This is a genomic window from Rhizobium terricola (assembly GCF_012927355.1).
GTDB classification, from domain to species: Bacteria; Pseudomonadota; Alphaproteobacteria; order Rhizobiales; family Rhizobiaceae; genus Allorhizobium; species Allorhizobium terricola.
Genome location: NZ_JABBGK010000003.1, coordinates 486,534 through 504,907, shown reverse-complemented (window position 1 = coordinate 504,907; position 18,374 = coordinate 486,534). Strand labels below are relative to the sequence as shown.

Genomic DNA, 18,374 nt, shown 5'->3' with positions numbered 1-18,374 from the left:
GCTCACGAGCCTGCCGCTGCCGCAACCAGCGCCCGGGCATCCTTGCTGTCCCATTGGGCAGGACCGTTCATCGCACCGAGCAGGCAGCCCTTGCCGTCGAGAAGCAGGGTGACCGGCAGGCCGAAGGCGAGGCCTTCCTTCTTCATCGTGTTGAACACGCCCATGCTGGCGTCGCGATAAAGCCCGAGCGCATCGACGCCGATCTCGTCGAGGAAAGCCTTCGGCTTGTCGACCGGCCCGGTATCGATGTTGATCGCCAGCACCTGGAACCTGTCGCTGCCCTCGGCCTTCTGCAGCGCGTTGAGGGCCGGCATTTCCTCGCGGCAGGGCACGCACCACGTGGCCCAGAGATTGACCAGCAGCGTCTTGCCGGAGAAGTCGGCAAGGGTCGTGGCCTTGTCCGCCTGGTCCTTGAAGTTGAGACCGCCGATCAGGCGCGGCTCGCTAGCCGCCACCATCGCCGCGACTTCGCCAGCGGTGAAGGGCTTCAAGGCCGCGGCCTTTTCGATGCTCCCCGCGCACTGGGCCGCGTCCGCCGTCTCGGCGCCATTGCCAGACCCGGCCTGCTTCACGTATACCGCGACCGCGCCGGCCATGATCCCGGCGACCGCCGCAATCAACACAAGCTTGGCGGAAGGAAGTCCGAGCGGTCTTTTTTCTGTCATCGCAGTCTCCAGGATGGGCATCGAATGGCTGAGGACACCACGAACACGAAATCCTCCAACCAGATGTGGGGCGGTCGCTTCGCGTCCGGGCCGGCCGCCATCATGGAGGAGATAAATGCCTCGATCGGTTTCGACAAGAAGCTTTACGCCCAGGACATCCGCGGCTCGATCGCCCATGCGACCATGCTCGCCCATCAAGGCATCATCACCGGCGAAGACAAAGACAAGATCGTTCACGGCCTGAACACGATCCTGTCAGAGATCGAGGAAGGCCGGTTCGAGTTCTCGCGCAAGCTTGAGGACATCCACATGAACGTCGAGGCGCGCCTTGCCGAGCTGATCGGCCCGGCCGCCGGACGCCTTCACACCGCCCGCTCGCGCAACGACCAGGTGGCGCTCGATTTCCGTCTCTGGGTCAAGGAGGAACTGCAGAAGGTCGAGGGATCTCTGACGTCGCTGATCGCCGCCTTCCTCGACCGCGCCGAAGAACACGCCGCGACCGTGATGCCCGGCTTCACCCATCTGCAGACCGCCCAGCCGGTGACCTTCGGCCATCACTGCATGGCCTATGTCGAGATGTTCGGCCGCGACCGCCAGCGCGTGCGACACGCGATCGAACACATGGACGAGAGCCCGATCGGGGCAGCCGCCCTTGCCGGCACCGGCTTTGCCATCGACCGCCACATGACAGCTCAGGCGCTCGGCTTCCGCGAACCGACCCGCAACTCGATCGACACCGTGTCCGATCGCGACTTCGCGCTCGAGTTCCTGTCGATCGCCTCGATCTGCGCCACGCACCTGTCACGGCTCGCCGAAGAAATCGTCATCTGGTCGACCCCGCAATTCGGCTTCATCCGCCTGTCGGACGCCTTTTCCACCGGCTCGTCGATCATGCCGCAGAAGAAGAACCCGGACGCCGCCGAACTGGTGCGCGCCAAGACCGGTCGCATCAACGGTTCCCTGATCGCGCTCCTGACCGTGATGAAGGGTCTGCCGCTCGCCTATTCCAAGGACATGCAGGAAGACAAGGAACAGGTCTTCGACTCGGCCGAAAGCCTGGAACTGGCAATCGCCGCCATGACCGGCATGGTCCGCGACATGACGGTGCGCACCGACAAGATGAAGGCAGCGGCCGGTTCGGGTTACTCGACCGCGACCGATCTCGCCGACTGGCTGGTGCGCGAGGCGGGCCTTCCGTTCCGCGACGCCCATCATGCGACCGGCAAGGCCGTCGCCATGGCCGAGGCGAAGAGCTGCGACCTGTCGGAACTGTCGCTCGAAGACCTCCAGTCGATCAACCCGGCCATCACCGCCGGCATCTTCGACGTCTTGACCGTCGAGGCCTCCGTCGCCAGCCGCAAGAGCTATGGCGGCACCGCACCGGAAGAAGTGCGCCGGCAGATCGCCTGGTGGCGGGCGCGCAACTGATCACGCTCGTTTAAGCCGTCATCACGAGATTGAGGGTGCACAAGCGCCCCAATTTTCGCTACAGGCTAAAGAGACGAGATTTTCGATGGATTGGGTGATGGTGAAGACGCTTTCCCGTGCGACGATGGCAGCCGGCATCCTGGCAGCCGCCCTGGTGCTGACTGGCTGCGGACGAAAGGCCGACCTCGATCCGCCGAACATGCCGGCGGCCGAGCAGAACAAGCTGGCACCCGGCCAGAAGGCACAGAAACCGACCGTCGCCGACGACCCCTTCATCCTCGATCCCCTTCTCTGACAGGTCGTAGCCCGTGAACCACTTCGACTATCGCGACGGCGTGCTCTACGCCGAGGACGTTTCCGTACTCGACATCGCCAAGGCGGTCGGGACACCCTTCTACTGCTATTCGACGGCCACCCTCGAACGTCACTACAAGGTCTTCTCCAAGGCCTTCGCCGGCGTCGAATCCATGGTCTGCTATGCGATGAAGGCCAACTCGAACCAGGCGGTCCTCAAGACCCTCGCCAGGCTCGGGGCCGGCGTCGATGTCGTCTCGGAAGGCGAACTGCGCCGCGCGCTCGCCGCCGGCATCCCGGCAAACCGCATCATGTTTTCCGGCGTCGGCAAGACGGTCTCCGAAATGGACCTGGGCCTCGAGGCAGGCATCTACTGCTTCAACGTCGAGAGCGAACCGGAACTCGAGGTTCTGAATGCCCGTGCCGTCAAGGCGGGCAAGCAGGCGCATGTCTCCTTCCGCGTCAATCCGGACGTCGATGCGAAGACCCACGCCAAGATCTCGACCGGCAAGAAGGAAAACAAGTTCGGCATTTCCTTCGAGCGCGCCCGTGCCGTCTATGCCCGCGCAGCCAGCCTGCCCGGCATCAAGGTCACCGGCATCGACATGCACATCGGCAGCCAGATCACCGAGCTGCAGCCCTTCGAGGACGCGTTCCGGCTGCTGCGCGAACTGGTCGAGACGCTGCGCGCCGACGGCCATGCGATCGATCACGTCGACGTGGGCGGTGGCCTGGGCATTCCCTACAAGGACGACAACAACCCGCCGCCGGAACCGGACCACTATGCCCGGATCGTCAAGGAACAGCTGGCCGGGCTGAACTGCAAGATCGTCGCGGAGCCGGGCCGCCTGATCGTCGGCAATGCCGGCATCCTGGTGACCGAGGTCATCTATGTAAAGGACGGCGGCGAAAAGACCTTCGTGATCGTCGACGCGGCGATGAACGACCTGATCCGCCCGACCCTCTACGAGGCCCACCATGAGATCCGCCCGGTAGTGATCCAGGCGGCAAGCGCACCGCGCATCCGCGCCGACGTCGTCGGCCCCGTCTGCGAGACCGGCGACTATCTCGCGCTCGACCGGGAAATGGCGATGCCGAAGGCGGGCGACCTGATGGCCGTGGGCTCGGCAGGCGCCTATGGCGCCGTCCAGGCGAGCACCTACAACACCCGCCGGCTGGTGCCGGAAGTGCTGGTCAAGGACAGCGAGTTCCATGTGATTCGCCCGCGTCCGAGCTATGACGACATGATCAAACTCGATTCGGTTCCGGCCTGGCTGGACTGATCGGCACCCGCGGCGGCCGTTCACTTTTCGGCGACCGCGGCAAAAAAGCGGACTGAGCGCGCCGTCCGCCCTCGTCTTCGCCACAAACAATGCTATCCTCCCCGGAGAAGGCAAAAGGCCGGCTCGCGACCTTTCCCGGTCCAAGGCCCGCTCAACGGAGACCCGACGGATGACCCCTCCTCAGCCGGGTGGAACGAGAACAGGAGCGTTTCGCAACGACCCGGCCCTGGCGCGGCGGGTGGCGATCAAGCGCTTCCTCGCAAGGCTCGTGCTGTTTGCCGAACGGCTTCTGCCGCTCTTCATACCGCTGGCAGGCATCGCCGCCATATTCATCTCGCTCGCCTGGCTCGGCGTCTATCGGCAACTGCCCGACGCCGTTCGGCTCGTTCTCGTCTTCGTGCTGACCTTCGCCTTCGTCGCGAGCCTCCTGCCCTTCGCCCGGCTGCGCTGGCCGGCAAGCGAAGAGGCCGACCGGTTGCTCGAGGAGCGCAACCACCTGCCGCACCAGCCGGTCGCCGTACAGGATGACGAACCCGCCTTCGAGACACCCTTCGCCCGTGCGCTGTGGGTCGAACACCAGAGGCGCATGGCCGAGACGATCGCGGCCCTGGACGCCGGCCTGCCACGCCCCGACATAGCCCGCTTCGACCGCTATGCCTTGCGCGCCATCCCCGCGCTGCTGTTTGCCGTCGCACTCGCCTATTCCAGCTCGAACGGCGCCGGCGTCATCGCCGACGCCTTCCGCCAGCAGCCGCGGACCGGGGACATGCCCGACATGCGCATCGACGCCTGGATCACCCCGCCGGCCTATACCAGCCAGGCTCCGGTCTTCCTGTCGGGTCTGGACGGTGCGACCGAAGGCCTTGTGCGGGTGCCGCAGAATGCCCAGGCGACCGTGCGCATCACCGGCGGTGGCGCCGATGAAAAGGTGATCTTCCGTGCCGCCGACAGCGGTGCCGTGACGGACGTCGCAGCCGCGGTCCCTGAGGATGAAACCGCGGAAGATCCGGCCAAGCAGCAGACGGCGGAAGCGGCACCCGCCGCCCGTGTCTACGAATGGAAGCTCGGAACGAGCGGGGACCTGCTGGTCGGTGGGCACCAGTGGCGGATCGAGGTGATCGCCGACAAGGCGCCGGAGATCGCCTTCGACGGCCTTCCGCGGCGCAGCGCAAACGGCGCGCTCGAAATCGGCTTCAAGGCGCAGGACGACTACGGGCTTTCCAAGGCTTTTGCCGAGATCGAGCCGGTCGATCAGAAGCCCGATGCCCTGCCGCTCTACCCGCTGCCCGACTACAAGCTCGACCTGCCGCGCCATAATTCCCGCGAAGCCAAGGGCGTCTCGAGCCGCAACATCACGGAACATCCGCTTTCAGGCCGCAAGGTCAGGATCACTCTCGTCGCGGCCGATGGTGCCGGCCAGACCGGGCGCAGCCAGCCCCACGAGATGGTCCTGCCGGCGCGCGCCTTCGTCGAGCCGCTGGCCGCCGCGGTCGCCGAGGAGCGTCAGGTCTTCGCGCTGGATGTGCGCGACCTGCCGCAATCGATCGCCCTCAACGAGGCACTGTCGCTCCGTCCAGACGAAACGATCCCCAACACCACGCACTACCTGCTGATCCAGTCGGCCCAGGCGCGCATGAAGCTTGCCCGCACGACGGAAGATCTGAAAGGCACCGCCGACTATCTCTGGGAGATCGCGCTCGGCATCGACGGCGGGGACCTGTCGCTTGCCGAACGCAAGTTGCGCGACGCCCAGCAGGCCCTCGCCGACGCGCTCGAACGCAACGCCCCGGACGAGGAAGTCAAGAAGCTGATGGACGAGCTACGCGCCGCCATGCAGGATTTCATGAAGGCGCTCGCGGAACGGCAGCCGGATGCCCAGGGGCAACAGCAGCAGCAGTCGGCCCAGAACGTGCTGCGCCAGCGCGACCTCGAAAACATGATGAACCAGATCGAGAACCTGGCGCGCTCCGGCAATCGCGACGCCGCGCGCCAGATGCTCTCCGAGCTGCAGCGCATGATGAACAACCTGCAGGCCGGACGCCCGCAGCGCGGCGGCCAGCAGCAGGAGAACAGCCAGGTCCGCCAGCAGATCGACAAGCTCGGCGAGATCATGCAGGAGCAGCAGAAGCTGATGGACGAGACCTTCCGTCTCGACCAGGCGCTGAAGGACCGCATGCAGCGTGGCGATCCCGGCGACGGCGAGGACGGCGAGTTTCTCGAGCAGATGCCGCCGGAAGGAGAAGGCGGCCAGCAGCCGCAGGAGGGCCAGCAGGGCGAGGACGGCCAACAGGGCTCTCCGACCGATCGCATGACCGCCGAACAGCTGCGCGAGGCACTGAAGAACCTTCGTGCCCAGCAGGAGCAGCTCGGCAAGCAGCTCGGCGAACTGCAGAAGGGCCTGAAGGAACTGGGCGTCGAGCCCGGCGAGGGTTTCGGAGAGGCCGGACGCGAGATGCGCGGCGCGGGCGAAGCGCTCGGCAAGAGCCAGGGCAGCCGCGCCGTCGAGGGACAGGGCAAGGCTCTGGAGGCCCTGCGCAAGGGCGCGCGAGACATGATGAACCAGATGATGCAGGCCATGCGGGGCCAGCAGGGCGAGCAGCAGGGCATGGGGCAAGGCGGCCAGAACGGCCGCGATCCGCTCGGTCGGCCGAGAGCCAGCTCAGGCCCGGACTTCGGCGAACGCGTCAACGTGCCCGACGAGATCGACGTGCAGCGCGCACGCGAAATCCTCGAGGCGATCCGCAAGAAGCTTGGGGAGAATGCCGGTCCGGAACTGGAGCGGCGCTATCTCGAACGACTGCTCGACATCCAGTAGGCAGGGTTATCGCCGGCCGACATGTCGCCCGGCAGGCAGACGTCAGCTCGCCAGTGCGCGGGCAACGGCGGCACGGATGTCCGGCAGCGCAAAGGGCTTCGACACGACATCGATGATCTTCGCGGCGAGATCGTCGGCGCGTTCACGCTGCTCGGCATAGCCGGTCATCAGCAGGATCTTGAGGTCTGGGAAAGATGACGCGGCGCGATGGGCAAGCTCGATCCCGTCCATCACCGGCATGCGGATATCCGACAGCAGGAGATCGAACTCCTTCTCACCCAGGCGCTCCAGGCCTTCGGCACCGTCGGCGGCCTCGAAAGTCTCATGGCCGTCGAGACGGAGGGCGCGCGCCACGAAGGAGCGGAGGGAATCCTCGTCCTCGGTAATCAGAATTCTCGCCATGATCGCTACTCCGTTCATTCGCTGTCCCGGAAGCGAAATCACCAGAGTTTCCTTTGCGATCGGTAAACGCCGCGGGGGCCGACCGCCCCCATGGTTAACAAGTGCTCTTCGTTTCGGGGCGAAAGTCAGCCCCGGCGAAGACCTCAGGCGTCGCCCGTGACGACGCCGACGAAGGGCAGTTCGCGGAAGGCATAGGCCACGTCCATGCCGTAGCCGACGACGAAGTAGTCGGGGCATTCGAAGCCGACGTGATCGGCCTCAAGCTGTTCCTGGCGCTTGACTTTCTTGTCGAGAAGCACGGCCAGCGAAACATGGGCGGCACCACGCTCGTAAAGCAGTTCCTTGGCGAACTTGAGCGTCCGGCCGGACTCGAGGATATCATCGATCAGGAGCACGTTGCGGCCCTTCACGTCGCTGTCGATGTCCTTCACGATCCTGACCCCTTGCGAGACAGTGCCTGTGCCATAGCTGGACAGGGTGATGAACTCGACCTCCGGAGCAAGACCGACGTCATGCAGCGCACGGATCAGGTCGGCAGCGAAGATGAAGGAGCCCTTGAGCACGGCAATCACCAGCAGATCGTCGGCAGGTCCCTTGGCGATCTCGGCGGCGATCTGGTGGTTGCGCTCGTTGATCTGCCGGGCGGTATAGAGCGGTTCGATGTTCTTTCCGCGGACGACGGGCATGGTTCACTCCTTCAGGACTGCGGCACGGCCTGTCGGGACCGAGCGTCGAGAGTGTTGGCCGATAGCATAGTCAGGAGCGCGAGGCACCCGTTTCCTCGAAGGAAAGCCGAAGTTCCGGCATTTTTCCACCGGGATGCAGGAGCCTGGCCGTGATGCCGCGGCTGTGGCCGGCATCGATTTCGCTGACAGGGGTGGCGATATAGGTGCTGGCGATCACCTGGCCGCCCGCGATCAGGTCGGCGCGCAGCTTTGGCAGCACGCTTGTCCGCGTCCCACGGTTCTCGATGATCGCGTTGACCTGCAGGACCCGCATGCCGTCGTCGTCGTGCGGCGTGAGGCTGACGTGGGTGATGTCGAGCGGCTCGGCATTGGCCCTCGTCCCCGGCTCGCCGACCATCAGCCCGGCAAGCGCGAAGATCGCGACGAAGACGAGCGAAACGAAGGCGGCGAACCCCTTGTCTGAAAGTGTCTGCAGCAGGTTTTCCAGCCGGGACAGGATGCCTGCGGCAAAGGTGCGCCTGCTGACTGGCCGCGACGCCGACCAGCCCCTGTCGGCGGTCCGGCGGTGATTGTCGTTGGAGCTGCAGGCATCGGAGGGCCGGCGCGGCGCGCTTTCGCGGACCGTGACGAACTCGGCGTCGACGATGTCTTCCGTCACGCGGATCGGCCAGGCATGCGTCATCCTCGGCCTGTCGGGCGGCAGGAGGTCGATGTCCGGTGCGGCGGCGTGCCTTCTGGAGCGGAATGCGTTCATCTTCCAACAGCCTTTCGCAATCGCCCGCGGACCGGCCAAATCTGGGCATTGAAACGAATCCTCTCCAGACGTAAATTCAAATGGTTAATGCTTCGGAAAGAAGGGGCCGCAACGGCCGTAATTCGACCGGGATTTACCCACTGTTAACCTCATTCGTTAAGATGTCGCGGATCCGCGATCTGTCAGACTGGCTGGGCCCTTGATCCATTTCGAAAATGTCGGCTTGCGTTATGGGATGGGACCGGAAATTCTCCGCGACCTCACCTTCGATATTCCGAAACGTTCCTTCCAGTTCCTGACCGGGCCTTCCGGTGCCGGCAAGACCACCCTGCTACGCCTTCTGTTCATGTCGCTCCAGCCGACGCGCGGACTGATCCGCAGTTTCGGCCGCGACATCACCAAGATCCCGCGCGCGGAATTGCCGATGCTGAGACGCCGCGTCGGCATCGTGTTCCAGGACTTCCAGCTGCTCGACCACCTGACGACCTACGAGAATGTCGCGCTGCCGCTGAGGGTGCGCGGCAAGGACGAGGCAACCTACCGCAAGGACGTGATCGAGCTCCTGAAATGGGTCGGTCTCGGCGAGCGCATCAACGTGCTGCCGCCGGTGCTCTCCGGCGGCGAGAAGCAGCGCGTGGCGATCGCCCGCGCCCTGATCGACCGGCCCGAGATCCTGCTTGCCGACGAGCCGACGGGCAATGTCGATCCGCCGATGGCGCGCCGACTGCTCAGCCTGTTCCTCGAATTGAACCGCCTTGGCACGGCCGTCGTCATCGCCACCCATGACCTGGCGCTGATGGATCAGGTCGATGCAAGACGCATGATCCTCACCGACGGGCGGCTCGACATCTATGACTGATCACGATCACTACGAGAGCCACGCCCCGCGCACCGCATCCCCTCAGCAGGCCGCGCGGCGCACCGAGATGACCGTGCGCCCGACGGGCGCGATCCTGCCGCCCTCCAACATCCAGGGCAATGCGCTGATGGTGGTGATCGCCATCATGGCCTTCCTCGCCTGCCTGACGCTCGGCGCGGTCAGCATGGTGCGCGCCACCGCCGCCGGCTGGCAGAGCCAGATCTCCCGCGAGGTCACCATCCAGATCAAGCCCGAGGACGGCCTCGACATGGACAAGGCACTTGCCAAGGCCCGTGACCTGGCCCTGACCTTCGTCGGCACCAAGGACGGCCAGATCATGGACGATGCGGCAACGGCACGCCTGCTTGAGCCTTGGCTCGGCACCGGACTCGACCTTCACGAGCTGCCCGTCCCGCGGCTCGTCATCGTCACCATCGACGAGAGCAACCCGCCGGACTTCGCGGCGATGCGGGATATGCTGAAGACCGAGGTTCCGCAGGCTTTCCTCGACGACCACCGCACCTGGGTCGACCGGCTCGTTCAGATGGCCCGCACCACCGTGCTGATCGGCTCGGCAATCCTCCTGCTCGTCTTCACCGCGATGGTGCTGACGGTGGTGTTCGCGACCCGCGGGGCACTGTCCGGCAATCGTCACATCATCGAGGTCCTGCACTTCGTCGGCGCCGAGGGCTCCTTCGTCGCCCGGGAGTTCCAGAAGCATTTTCTCAAGATCAGCCTGAAGGGTGCCGCCGCCGGCGGCCTGCTTGCAGCCGCCCTCTTCGCCATCGCCGGTTACTGGCAGAGCCGGTCGCTCGCCACGCCGGAAAGCGATCAGGCAAGCGCACTCTTCGGCACGTTTTCGATCGGATATATGGGTTATCTCGGCATCTTCGCGACGATGATCGTCATTGCCCTTCTGACGACGCTGACCGCCCGGCTGACGGTTATCCGCACAATCTATGAAATCGACAGCATACGCTCCGACCCGGCACGCACGGACGGGTTGCTGAGTGACTGACGCCGTGAAAGCCTGTTGAATGCCACAAAGCCGCCTGTTCCGCATGGCAGAAGCACGCTATGCACGAACAATGACGATGGGTCGGATGAGACGCGATAGAGCATTCCGCGAGGATCTGCCAAAGAACCCCGCCGGCGGCCTTCTTGCGCGCCGGGGCCTGCTACGTCGTTTTCTGCACTATGCCGGCCTGATCGCGATCCTGCTTTGCGCCGTCATCCTTGCCGGCTTCCTGTGGTTTGCCGATTCGGTCACCACCCTCGTCCCGCCCGCCGATGCCCGCGCCGATGCCATCGTCGTGCTGACCGGCGGCTATCAGCGGATTGACCAGGCGGTGGAACTCCTGCGCCGCGGTTCCGGTCGGCGCCTGCTCATCTCCGGTGCCCATCCGACGACATCTCCGGCGCAGATCCGCAAGATGACCCAGAGTTCGCCGGACCTCTTCGAATGCTGCGTCGACGTCGGTTACGAGGCGCTGGACACGATCGGCAACGCCAATGAGACCTCGCGCTGGATCCATGATCACGGCTATGCCTCAGTTCTCGTCGTCACCAACAATTATCACATGCCGCGCAGCCTCATGGAGTTGCGCCGTATCGATCGCGCGACCAACTTCATTCCCTATCCGGTGGTCAATGCCGATCTCAAGCACACCGCCTGGTATGCCGATCCCAATGTCGTGCGCACCCTCCTGTCGGAATACGGCAAGACGCTGATCGCCTATGCACGCGGCGTGATTGGATGGGGTGCCGGCGACGGGTTGCGCTCGACGGCCAAGTTCGCGAAGACGTCGGGCTGAGCCGGCCGCGACCGGCAAAACACGGCTTTTTATCCCGGGCAATATGCGTTAGGGACGGTGTCACGCCCGTCTTAGGAAATCCTGCCCGATGATCATACTGCGTTCGATCCTGTTCAACACGCTCTTCTATGCAAACCTGATCCTGCAGATGATCTTGCTGTCGCCCTATTACTTCCTGGCGCCACGCAAGAAGGCCTTCGTCATTCCGAAGAACTGGGCCCGCTCCAACCACTGGCTGATGGAGAAAATCGTCGGCACGACATTCACCGTGGAGGGGCTCGAGAACATTCCGAAGGGCGGCTACATCCTTGCGCCGAAGCACCAGTCCCTTTGGGACACCTACGCGCTGCTGCCCTGGCTCGACGACCCGGTCTACATTCTCAAGCGGGAATTGATGTGGATCCCGATCTTCGGATGGTATGTCGCCCGGCAGAAGATGATCCCGGTCGATCGCGGCGCCAAGGGCAAGGTGATGGTCGGGGTGATGGAGCGCACCAAGAAGGAGATGGCCGACGGCCGCCAGCTCATCATCTACCCGGAGGGCACCCGCCGTCCGCCGGGCGCCGAGCCGGCCTACAAATACGGCATTGCCCGCATCTATCGCGACCTCGAAGTTCCGGTCGTACCCGTCGCAATGCATCCCGGCCTGTTCTGGCCGCGCCGCAAGTTCCTCCGCTTCCCCGGGCATTTCAAGGTGAAGATCCTGCCGCCGATCGCGCCCGGGCTCGATCCTGACACCTTCTACGAAACCCTCATCGAAAAACTCGAATGGGTAAGCGACGAACTCCTCATCGAGACGGTGGAGAACAATCCCGGCCTTCCGCTGCCGCCGTCCGCCGCCAAGCGGATGAAAGAGCTTCTGGCCGAAAAGGACGCCTGAGGCTCAGGCAACGCCTTCAAGCCGCTCGATTTCGGCGGCGACCTGCTCCAGCCAGTGGTCCCGGATGCCGAGTTCGCGCAGATGCGCGACCGTGTTGGCCACATAGACCGGGTTGGGTCCCGACACACCGACCGCGCGGTTGACGATCTCGGCCGCCTCACCGACGGAAACCGACCCGGCATACTGATGATGCCCGCGATCGATGACATAGGTCAGCGCCCTGACCTTCCGTCCGTCGGAGAGGCGGATCGGCAGGGTGCGCTCCAGATAGACATGGGTCACGAGCTCGCGCTGGCGAAGGTAGTCGATGGTTTCCTCCCGGTTTGCTTCGGCGACCCTGAAGGCGACGCCGCGGCACGAGCCACCGTGATCCAGTCCCAGCACCAGCCCCGGGCATTCCTGTGTGCCGCGATGGACCCAGGAGCGCACGCACAGCGAGCGGCGATAGCCCAACATCAGGGCCTGGGCCCGCTCCTCGTAGGAAAAGCCCGGATTCCACATCAGGGATCCGTAGCCAAACACCCAAAATTCGTCCATATCGCAGGTCATTCCAGAATACCGGCCCGATTACCGGATCACCATTTTACGTTTGGAGCGCCTGATGGCAACGTCGAGTGAGGAAAACCGGAGTGTCGCCACCCTGAAGGTCGTACGACTCGGCATTGCCGTCGTGCTCTGCATCCTCGTCTATAGCGGCCTGTGGTACGGCGCGGCAGGGGCCCTGAGGGACAAATTGACGGCGGTCCTTTCCGGCGCCAATCCCGCGGCCATCACCGCGGAATGCGACGACATGCAGGTCGGCGGCTTCCCCTTCCGCGTCGGCGTCACCTGCAGCCGGCTGTCCGTCGACGACCATTTCCATGGCCTGTCAGCAAGTTTCGGCGCATTCCGCTCGGCGGCACAGGTCTATGCCCCGGGCCATGTGGTCTGGGAACTGGACAGCCCCGGCCAGGTCCGCTCGGCGCTAGGCTTCTCGCTGGCGCTGGAATGGCAGGCGCTGCGTTCGAGCCTCAATGCCGGGCTCTCCGGCCTCGACCGCACCTCGCTCGAAGCGACCGGTCTGCAGGTTCTTCTGACGACCCTGGTCGACGGGGCGACCATCGAGACGACGGCGCCGCATGCGGAAGCCCACCTTCGCCGCTCCGGCGAGGACCTGGACATCGCGCTCCTGTCACGCGACGCGGTGGTGTCGGTGCGCGGCCAGACGTCGCTCCTGCCGCCGGTATCATCGAGCCTGGACATGACGCTCGTCGGCAAAGCCAAGTATCTCGAACTCAAGGGCGACCGCGGGGAAGGGCTCTACGGCAGCGAGGGCGAGATCCGCCGCCTCGTGGCAGACATGGGCGGTGGCCGCGTCGTGACGATCAGCGGCCCTATCTCGGTCGGCGATGACGGCATGCTGTCCGGCAGGCTTCGCTTCGAAATCGAGGGCATCGCCGCCTGGCGGGATACCCTGAACGCAGCGTTCCCCGAGGAGAAGGACAGCATCGACAGCGCTGCCAATGTGCTGAAGGCGCTGTTCGGCGGTCAGGACAAGGGCGGCGCCGACCTCAGGCTGACGAACGGCGTCGTCTCCCTCGGCATCATCCCGATCGGTGTCCTGCCGCCGCTCTGAGCGAAGCGGTCAGGCCTTCTTCTCCAGCGAGTGGCGGCCAAAATCCGGCACGTCGACATCCTGGCCAGCCTCGATGATCGAGCGGCGAATGGCGCGGGTGCGGGTGAAGAGATCGAACAGCTTGTCGCCTTCACCCCAGCGGATCGCCCGCTGCAGATAGGCGAGATCCTCAGAGAAGCGCGCCAGCATTTCGAGGATCGCGTCCTTGTTGTGCAGGCAGACGTCGCGCCACATGGTAGGATCAGAGGCCGCAAGACGGGTGAAGTCGCGGAAACCGGACGCCGAATACTTGATCACTTCCGACTGCGTCACCGTCTCGAGGTCGTCCGCCGTGCCGACGATGTTGTAGGCGATGATGTGCGGCAGGTGCGAGACGATCGCCAGCACCTTGTCGTGATGCTCCGGGTCCATCTCGTCGATCTTGGAGCCGAGCGCACCCCAGAAGGCACGGAGCGTCGCAAGCGCGCCGGCATCGGTGCCCGGCAGCGGCGTGAAGATGCACCAGCGCCCCTGGAACAGACCGGTGAAGCCGGCATCCGGGCCGGACTTTTCCGTGCCCGCAAGTGGATGCCCTGGAATGAAATGCACGTTGTCCGGCATGTGCGGCGCCATCTGGGCGATGACCGACGCCTTGGTCGAGCCGACGTCGGTGACGATTGCACCCGGCTTCAGATGCGGGGCGATCTGCCGGGCCACGGCTTCTGAGGCGCCGACCGGAACCGAGACGATCACTAGGTCGGCATCCCTGACCGCATCCGCCGCCGACAGCTCGTAGGCCGTACCGAGGGCAAGCTCTTCCGCGCGCTTCAGCGTGTCGGCGCTGCGGGTCGAGACGACAACGTCACGGGCAAGGCCCAGTTCCTTCACGTCGCGGGCGATCGACGAGCCGATGAGGCCGATACCGATCAGCGCGATCCGGTCGAACATCGCAGTCATCAGGCACGCCCCATGAACTCGGTCAGCGCATCGATCACGCCGCGATTGGCCTCTTCGCTGCCGATCGTCATGCGCAGCGAATTGGCAAAGCCATAGCCGCGCACGGCGCGCAGGATGAAGCCGCGGCTGGTCAGGAAGTCGTCGGCCTCGGCGGCGCGCTTGCCGTCGACGTCAGGAAAATGAACCAGCACGAAATTGGCAACCGAAGGCGTGACCTTGAGGCCGAGAGCTGAGAGCGCGGTCGAGACCTTCTCGACCCAGGCGAGATTGTAGTCGGCCGCCATCGTGACGAAGGCCTGGTCGCGGACCGATGCCGCACCCGCAGAGATTGCCGGCGCATTCATGTTGAACGGACCACGCACGCGGTTCAGCGCGTCGATGATCTCCAGCGGCGCATAGGCCCAACCGATGCGCAGCGCCGCAAGCCCGTAGACCTTCGAGAAGGTGCGGGTCATCACGACGTTGCGGTTGCCGGAGACGAGCTCGATGCCGGCCTCGTAGTCGTTGCGGCGGACATATTCCGCATAGGCCGCGTCGAGCACCAGGATGACATTGCCCGGCAGGCCGGCATGCAGGCGACGGATCTCGCTCGCCGGCACATAGGTGCCGGTCGGATTGCCCGGATTGGCGAGGAAGACGATCTTCGTCTTCTCCGTCACGGCGGCAAGGATCGCATCGACATCGACCGTGCAATCCTTTTCCTTCACCACGACCGGGGTCGCACCGGCGCCCATGATCTGGATCTTGTAGACGAGGAAGCCGTGCTCGGTGATGATGCCTTCGTCGCCCGGGCCGAGATAGACGTGGCAAAGCAGGCCGAGCAGTTCGTCAGAACCGTTGCCGCACAGGATGTTGGCGGCGTTCAGGCCGTGCACTTCGGCAATCGCCTCGCGCAGCGCCACCGCCTGGCCGTCCGGGTAGATTTCGAGATGGCCGGCGCTCTGCTTGAAGGCGTCGATCGCCTTGGGGCTCGGACCGTGCGGGGTTTCGTTCGACGACAGCTTGAAGACCCGCGCGACGCCCGGCGCATGTTCCTTGCCCGGCACGTAGGCGGCAATGTCAAGGATACCCGGACGCGGGGTCGGCTTCATGGTTTCGCTGCTCATCGATGTGGCTTTCTGTCGTTGAAATTCCGGGCGGACGCCCGGCAATATCGGATGAGAGCCCATAAAACGGAAAGCCGGTTTTGTCGAGGGCGACCGCTGTCGCAGCCGTCCTCCGGATCAGCGCTCCGGCAGCGCCTTCACCCGTGTCGTGGGCACCCCTTGAGGCGCGAGAACGGGCGCGAAGACACGGCGCGAAGCTCGTGCCGCGACCGGCAGGCCCTGATAGAGGCGCTTCTGCGCCTCGATGACGATGACGCCGGAGAAGGCCGGCCAGACAAAACGCCCCAGCCGCTCGAAACTGCGCCGCAGACGCAAGACCGCGCGGATCTTCGACGGCGGGAAGAACAGCGCCTCCGCGCTCGCCCCCGGCGTGAAATTGGTCTCGCGGAAAAGTGCGGTCAGCTGGCCGCGCGAATAGGGGCGGCCGGATCCGAAAGGCGTGTGCTCCATCCGGGCCCAGACCCCGCGCCGGTTCGGCACCACCACGACCAGCCGCCCGCCGGGTGCCAGCACCCGCCAGATCTCCTTCAGGCTTTCCCGCGGGTTTTCGGCGAATTCCAGCGAATGGACCATCAGCACCCGATCGACCGAGGAATCCGGTAACGGCAGCTCCTCGTCGAACACCAGCGCCGTGGCAGACGGCTCGCCGACCGGCCAGTTCACCGCACCCTGTCCGGCCGGCATGAAGGCGAAGGTTCGTTCCGTGTCAGCCCGGAAGCGATCGAGGAACGGGATGGCATAGCCGAGGCCGACGAGACGCTCCTGCGGCAGCCGCACCCAGAGCGCCGAAAGCGCCATGGCGATCGATTCCTCCGCCATGCGGCCCAGCATGGAATGGTAGAACTGGCGGAGATCGACGATATCGACGTGCATGGCGCCATTGATAGCAGGCGGCCGGTGGACTTCAAGGCGCAACACGCTACATTTCAGCAATCGAAGCACAACGGACAAAGGCCCGATGAAGCCCCTCGACCTCGACGTCTTTCCCTGCCGGAGCGACAATTTCGGCGTTCTCATCCACTGTCAGGAAAGCGGTCTCACCGCCACGATCGACGCTCCCGAACTGGAGCCGATCCTCGCCGCCGCGGCTCGCCGCGGCTGGAAGATCACCCATGTCTTCACCACGCATCACCACGGTGACCATGTCGAGGCGAACCTGGCACTGAAGGAGAAGTTCGGCTGCGAGATCATCGGCCCTCGCGAGGAGGCCGTGGCGATCCCCGGGCTCGACCGCGCGGTCGGCGACGGCGACAGCTTCGACTTCGGCGGCCATATGGTGCAGGTGATCGAGACGCCTGGCCACACCGCCGGCCATGTCTGCTACCACCTCCCCGACGACAAGCTGCTGTTTGCCGCCGACACCCTGTTTGCCCTCGGCTGCGGCCGGCTCTTCGAGCGCCCTGCGGCCGACATGTGGCATTCGCTTCAGAAGCTCGCCGCCCTCCCAGACGAGACGGCCGTCTACTTCGGCCATGAATACACGCTGTCCAACGCCCGTTTTGCCCTCACCATCGACCCCGAGAACGACCGGCTGAAGAACCGCGCCGCCGAGATCGAGACCAAGCGCCAGAAGGGCGAATTCACCATTCCGACGACGATCGGCCTGGAGAAGGAGACGAACCCCTTCCTGCGCGCCGCCGACCCGTCGATCCGCCGCAACCTCCTGATGGAAGGCGCGACGGACACGGAAGTGTTTGCCGAAATCCGCAAGCGCAAGGATCACTTCTGATGACGGCAGAAGAGGTGATCGAGACCCTCGGGATGCAGCCCCACCCCGAGGGCGGCTGGTTCGTCGAAACCTTTCGCGACGGTGCCGGCGGACCGCGGGGACACTCGACGGCGATCTACTACCTGCTGAAGGCGGGGGAACGTTCCCACTGGCACCGGGTCCGTGACGCTGTCGAGGTCTGGCACTACCATGCCGGCGCGCCGCTGGCGCTCTACAGCGCGCCCGACGGAACGAACGTCGAGACCATCGTGCTCGGGGCCGATCTCCTGCGCGGCGAGCGCCCGCAGGCCGTGATCCCCGCCGACGGCTGGCAGGCCGCCGAAAGCCTCGGCGACTTCACGCTGGTGGGCTGCACGGTCGCACCCGGCTTCGACTATCAGAGCTTCGAGATGGCACCACCCGGCTGGTCGCCCGGACACTGACGGCGGACGTCAGGTAGTCTCGCGGCCGGTCAGGACGCGATTGCCACGACCGACAGGGTCAGCACGACCTGCGAACCGAAGTAGCTCGCCCACACATAGCGGGCGGCAAGACGGCGCAGCGGGTGATCTTTTGTCATCTTGAAGGTCTCGACGGCCAGCACCGCATCGGACGACATGAAGAGCAAGGCGCCCGCAAAGACCGCGACGGAAGAAACGCCGAGCGACAGGACCGCCATGCCGGCGATCGCCGAGGCATAGGCGAGCACGGCCGGCGCCAGTTCGCCGGCCGCACGCCAGAGGAAACCGACAAGGGCCCCGGCAAGCAGCACGGCGACGACCGCAGCCACCATCCTCCAGGCCTCTGCAGTGACAAGTCCGACATCGCCGATCTGGTAGAACAGTGCCCCGTAGGCCAGATGAGCGAGGAGAAAGGAGGCAAGGCCGCCGATGAAGTTCCGCTCGCCCTCATAGGCCAGGAAGGCGTCGCCGAGCGCGCTGAGCGCAAGCCCCGCGACCATCAGATGCGGCGCCTCCATGACAAGGGCATAGAGCGCAAGCAGCGAGACCGGCAGGGTCTTCCAGAACGCACGCCTGTGGCTCGGCGGCTTGTTCAGGATTAGGAAATAGCTGAGCCCGACAAGGACGGCGATCGAAAGGACGATCGTGGCAGCGGCTTCCATCGTCCC

General features: G+C 65.0%; 20 protein-coding genes. 11 read left to right on the top strand and 9 right to left on the bottom strand.

The features are described from left to right. Positions 1–2: 2 nt before the first annotated feature. Complete coding sequence (gene tlpA / locus HHL25_RS17370; RefSeq protein WP_169593903.1) at positions 3–665, bottom strand: thiol:disulfide interchange protein TlpA; 663 nt, start codon at positions 663–665, stop codon at positions 3–5. Positions 666–689: 24 nt separating this feature from the next. Between tlpA and argH the strand changes: the two genes are divergently transcribed. The 4 genes from argH (at position 690) to HHL25_RS17350 (ending at position 6,485) form a co-directional block, all read left to right on the top strand. Then, positions 690–2,093 (top strand): argininosuccinate lyase, encoded by a 1,404-nt coding sequence (gene argH / locus HHL25_RS17365; protein WP_169593901.1) that lies wholly within the window; start codon positions 690–692, stop codon positions 2,091–2,093. A gap of 85 nt (positions 2,094–2,178) precedes the next feature. Then, positions 2,179–2,388: an LPS translocon maturation chaperone LptM gene (gene lptM, locus HHL25_RS17360; RefSeq protein ID WP_246701862.1), complete on the top strand. Its 210-nt coding sequence runs from the start codon at positions 2,179–2,181 to the stop codon at positions 2,386–2,388. 13 nt (positions 2,389–2,401) lie between these two features. Further along, positions 2,402–3,670, top strand: a complete 1,269-nt coding sequence (gene lysA, locus HHL25_RS17355) for a diaminopimelate decarboxylase (RefSeq protein WP_169593899.1) — start codon at positions 2,402–2,404, stop codon at positions 3,668–3,670. Positions 3,671–3,839: 169 nt separating this feature from the next. Then, entirely contained in the window at positions 3,840–6,485 is a 2,646-nt protein-coding gene (locus tag HHL25_RS17350) for a TIGR02302 family protein (protein ID WP_169593898.1), read from the top strand. A gap of 42 nt (positions 6,486–6,527) precedes the next feature. Here the strand turns inward: HHL25_RS17350 and HHL25_RS17345 are convergent, their stop codons facing one another. The 3 genes from HHL25_RS17345 to HHL25_RS17335 all read right to left on the bottom strand — a co-directional run bounded on the left by HHL25_RS17345 (position 6,528) and on the right by HHL25_RS17335 (position 8,327). Next, positions 6,528–6,887 (bottom strand): response regulator, encoded by a 360-nt coding sequence (locus tag HHL25_RS17345; RefSeq protein ID WP_169593896.1) that lies wholly within the window; start codon positions 6,885–6,887, stop codon positions 6,528–6,530. 143 nt (positions 6,888–7,030) lie between these two features. After that, positions 7,031–7,573, bottom strand: coding sequence for a hypoxanthine phosphoribosyltransferase (gene hpt / locus HHL25_RS17340; protein WP_169593894.1), 543 nt, complete (start codon positions 7,571–7,573; stop codon positions 7,031–7,033). Between the two features lie 70 nt (positions 7,574–7,643). After that, positions 7,644–8,327: a hypothetical protein gene (locus tag HHL25_RS17335; protein ID WP_169593892.1), complete on the bottom strand. Its 684-nt coding sequence runs from the start codon at positions 8,325–8,327 to the stop codon at positions 7,644–7,646. A 199-nt stretch (positions 8,328–8,526) separates the two neighbouring features. On the opposite strand from HHL25_RS17335, the gene ftsE reads away from it, so the two are divergent. The 4 genes from ftsE (at position 8,527) to HHL25_RS17315 (ending at position 11,880) form a co-directional block, all read left to right on the top strand. Beyond that, on the top strand, positions 8,527–9,186 hold the full coding sequence (gene ftsE, locus HHL25_RS17330) for a cell division ATP-binding protein FtsE (RefSeq protein ID WP_169593890.1): 660 nt from the start codon (positions 8,527–8,529) through the stop codon (positions 9,184–9,186). A 67-nt stretch (positions 9,187–9,253) separates the two neighbouring features. Then, complete coding sequence (locus HHL25_RS17325) at positions 9,254–10,204, top strand: cell division protein FtsX (protein WP_246701880.1); 951 nt, start codon at positions 9,254–9,256, stop codon at positions 10,202–10,204. A gap of 76 nt (positions 10,205–10,280) precedes the next feature. Next, entirely contained in the window at positions 10,281–11,000 is a 720-nt protein-coding gene (locus tag HHL25_RS17320) for a YdcF family protein (RefSeq protein ID WP_390624518.1), read from the top strand. Positions 11,001–11,088: 88 nt separating this feature from the next. Then, complete coding sequence (locus tag HHL25_RS17315; protein ID WP_169593886.1) at positions 11,089–11,880, top strand: lysophospholipid acyltransferase family protein; 792 nt, start codon at positions 11,089–11,091, stop codon at positions 11,878–11,880. A gap of 3 nt (positions 11,881–11,883) precedes the next feature. Here HHL25_RS17315 and HHL25_RS17310 read toward each other — a convergent pair whose 3' ends face one another. Continuing rightward, positions 11,884–12,417, bottom strand: coding sequence for a gamma-glutamylcyclotransferase (locus HHL25_RS17310; protein ID WP_169593884.1), 534 nt, complete (start codon positions 12,415–12,417; stop codon positions 11,884–11,886). Positions 12,418–12,481: 64 nt separating this feature from the next. Here HHL25_RS17310 and HHL25_RS17305 point away from each other — a divergent pair, with 64 nt between their 5' ends. After that, positions 12,482–13,495, top strand: coding sequence for a DUF2125 domain-containing protein (locus HHL25_RS17305; protein ID WP_169593882.1), 1,014 nt, complete (start codon positions 12,482–12,484; stop codon positions 13,493–13,495). 9 nt (positions 13,496–13,504) lie between these two features. Here HHL25_RS17305 and HHL25_RS17300 read toward each other — a convergent pair whose 3' ends face one another. From HHL25_RS17300 to HHL25_RS17290, 3 genes are all read right to left on the bottom strand, one after another. Further along, on the bottom strand, positions 13,505–14,431 hold the full coding sequence (locus tag HHL25_RS17300) for a prephenate/arogenate dehydrogenase family protein (RefSeq protein WP_205927885.1): 927 nt from the start codon (positions 14,429–14,431) through the stop codon (positions 13,505–13,507). Then, positions 14,431–15,537, bottom strand: a complete 1,107-nt coding sequence (gene hisC, locus HHL25_RS17295) for a histidinol-phosphate transaminase (RefSeq protein WP_169593880.1) — start codon at positions 15,535–15,537, stop codon at positions 14,431–14,433. The genes HHL25_RS17300 and hisC overlap by 1 nt, the downstream gene beginning before the upstream one ends. Before the next feature lie 117 nt (positions 15,538–15,654). After that, complete coding sequence (locus tag HHL25_RS17290; protein ID WP_169593878.1) at positions 15,655–16,410, bottom strand: class I SAM-dependent methyltransferase; 756 nt, start codon at positions 16,408–16,410, stop codon at positions 15,655–15,657. A gap of 85 nt (positions 16,411–16,495) precedes the next feature. On the opposite strand from HHL25_RS17290, the gene gloB reads away from it, so the two are divergent. After that, positions 16,496–17,266: a hydroxyacylglutathione hydrolase gene (gene gloB, locus HHL25_RS17285; protein ID WP_169593876.1), complete on the top strand. Its 771-nt coding sequence runs from the start codon at positions 16,496–16,498 to the stop codon at positions 17,264–17,266. Then, the gene (locus HHL25_RS17280) at positions 17,266–17,688 is read left to right on the top strand and encodes a cupin domain-containing protein (RefSeq protein ID WP_169593874.1); all 423 of its coding nucleotides are present in this window, start codon (positions 17,266–17,268) and stop codon (positions 17,686–17,688) included. The genes gloB and HHL25_RS17280 overlap by 1 nt, the downstream gene beginning before the upstream one ends. A gap of 29 nt (positions 17,689–17,717) precedes the next feature. Here the strand turns inward: HHL25_RS17280 and HHL25_RS17275 are convergent, their stop codons facing one another. Beyond that, positions 17,718–18,368: a lysoplasmalogenase gene (locus HHL25_RS17275; RefSeq protein WP_169593872.1), complete on the bottom strand. Its 651-nt coding sequence runs from the start codon at positions 18,366–18,368 to the stop codon at positions 17,718–17,720. Positions 18,369–18,374 lie beyond the last annotated feature (6 nt).

Coding starts and splice junctions, on each gene's coding strand:
- lptM (WP_246701862.1), top strand. CDS start 2,179: ATGGATTGGGTGATGGTGAAGACGCTTTCCCGTGCGACGATGGCAGCC.
- HHL25_RS17305 (WP_169593882.1), top strand. CDS start 12,482: ATGGCAACGTCGAGTGAGGAAAACCGGAGTGTCGCCACCCTGAAGGTC.
- HHL25_RS17325 (WP_246701880.1), top strand. CDS start 9,254: ATGACCGTGCGCCCGACGGGCGCGATCCTGCCGCCCTCCAACATCCAG.
- HHL25_RS17345 (WP_169593896.1), bottom strand. CDS start 6,887: ATGGCGAGAATTCTGATTACCGAGGACGAGGATTCCCTCCGCTCCTTC.
- HHL25_RS17320 (WP_390624518.1), top strand. CDS start 10,281: ATGGGTCGGATGAGACGCGATAGAGCATTCCGCGAGGATCTGCCAAAG.
- argH (WP_169593901.1), top strand. CDS start 690: ATGGCTGAGGACACCACGAACACGAAATCCTCCAACCAGATGTGGGGC.
- HHL25_RS17315 (WP_169593886.1), top strand. CDS start 11,089: ATGATCATACTGCGTTCGATCCTGTTCAACACGCTCTTCTATGCAAAC.
- hpt (WP_169593894.1), bottom strand. CDS start 7,573: ATGCCCGTCGTCCGCGGAAAGAACATCGAACCGCTCTATACCGCCCGG.
- HHL25_RS17350 (WP_169593898.1), top strand. CDS start 3,840: ATGACCCCTCCTCAGCCGGGTGGAACGAGAACAGGAGCGTTTCGCAAC.
- HHL25_RS17275 (WP_169593872.1), bottom strand. CDS start 18,368: ATGGAAGCCGCTGCCACGATCGTCCTTTCGATCGCCGTCCTTGTCGGG.
- hisC (WP_169593880.1), bottom strand. CDS start 15,537: ATGAGCAGCGAAACCATGAAGCCGACCCCGCGTCCGGGTATCCTTGAC.
- HHL25_RS17335 (WP_169593892.1), bottom strand. CDS start 8,327: ATGAACGCATTCCGCTCCAGAAGGCACGCCGCCGCACCGGACATCGAC.
- HHL25_RS17280 (WP_169593874.1), top strand. CDS start 17,266: ATGACGGCAGAAGAGGTGATCGAGACCCTCGGGATGCAGCCCCACCCC.
- HHL25_RS17290 (WP_169593878.1), bottom strand. CDS start 16,410: ATGCACGTCGATATCGTCGATCTCCGCCAGTTCTACCATTCCATGCTG.
- HHL25_RS17300 (WP_205927885.1), bottom strand. CDS start 14,431: ATGACTGCGATGTTCGACCGGATCGCGCTGATCGGTATCGGCCTCATC.
- HHL25_RS17310 (WP_169593884.1), bottom strand. CDS start 12,417: ATGGACGAATTTTGGGTGTTTGGCTACGGATCCCTGATGTGGAATCCG.
- tlpA (WP_169593903.1), bottom strand. CDS start 665: ATGACAGAAAAAAGACCGCTCGGACTTCCTTCCGCCAAGCTTGTGTTG.
- gloB (WP_169593876.1), top strand. CDS start 16,496: ATGAAGCCCCTCGACCTCGACGTCTTTCCCTGCCGGAGCGACAATTTC.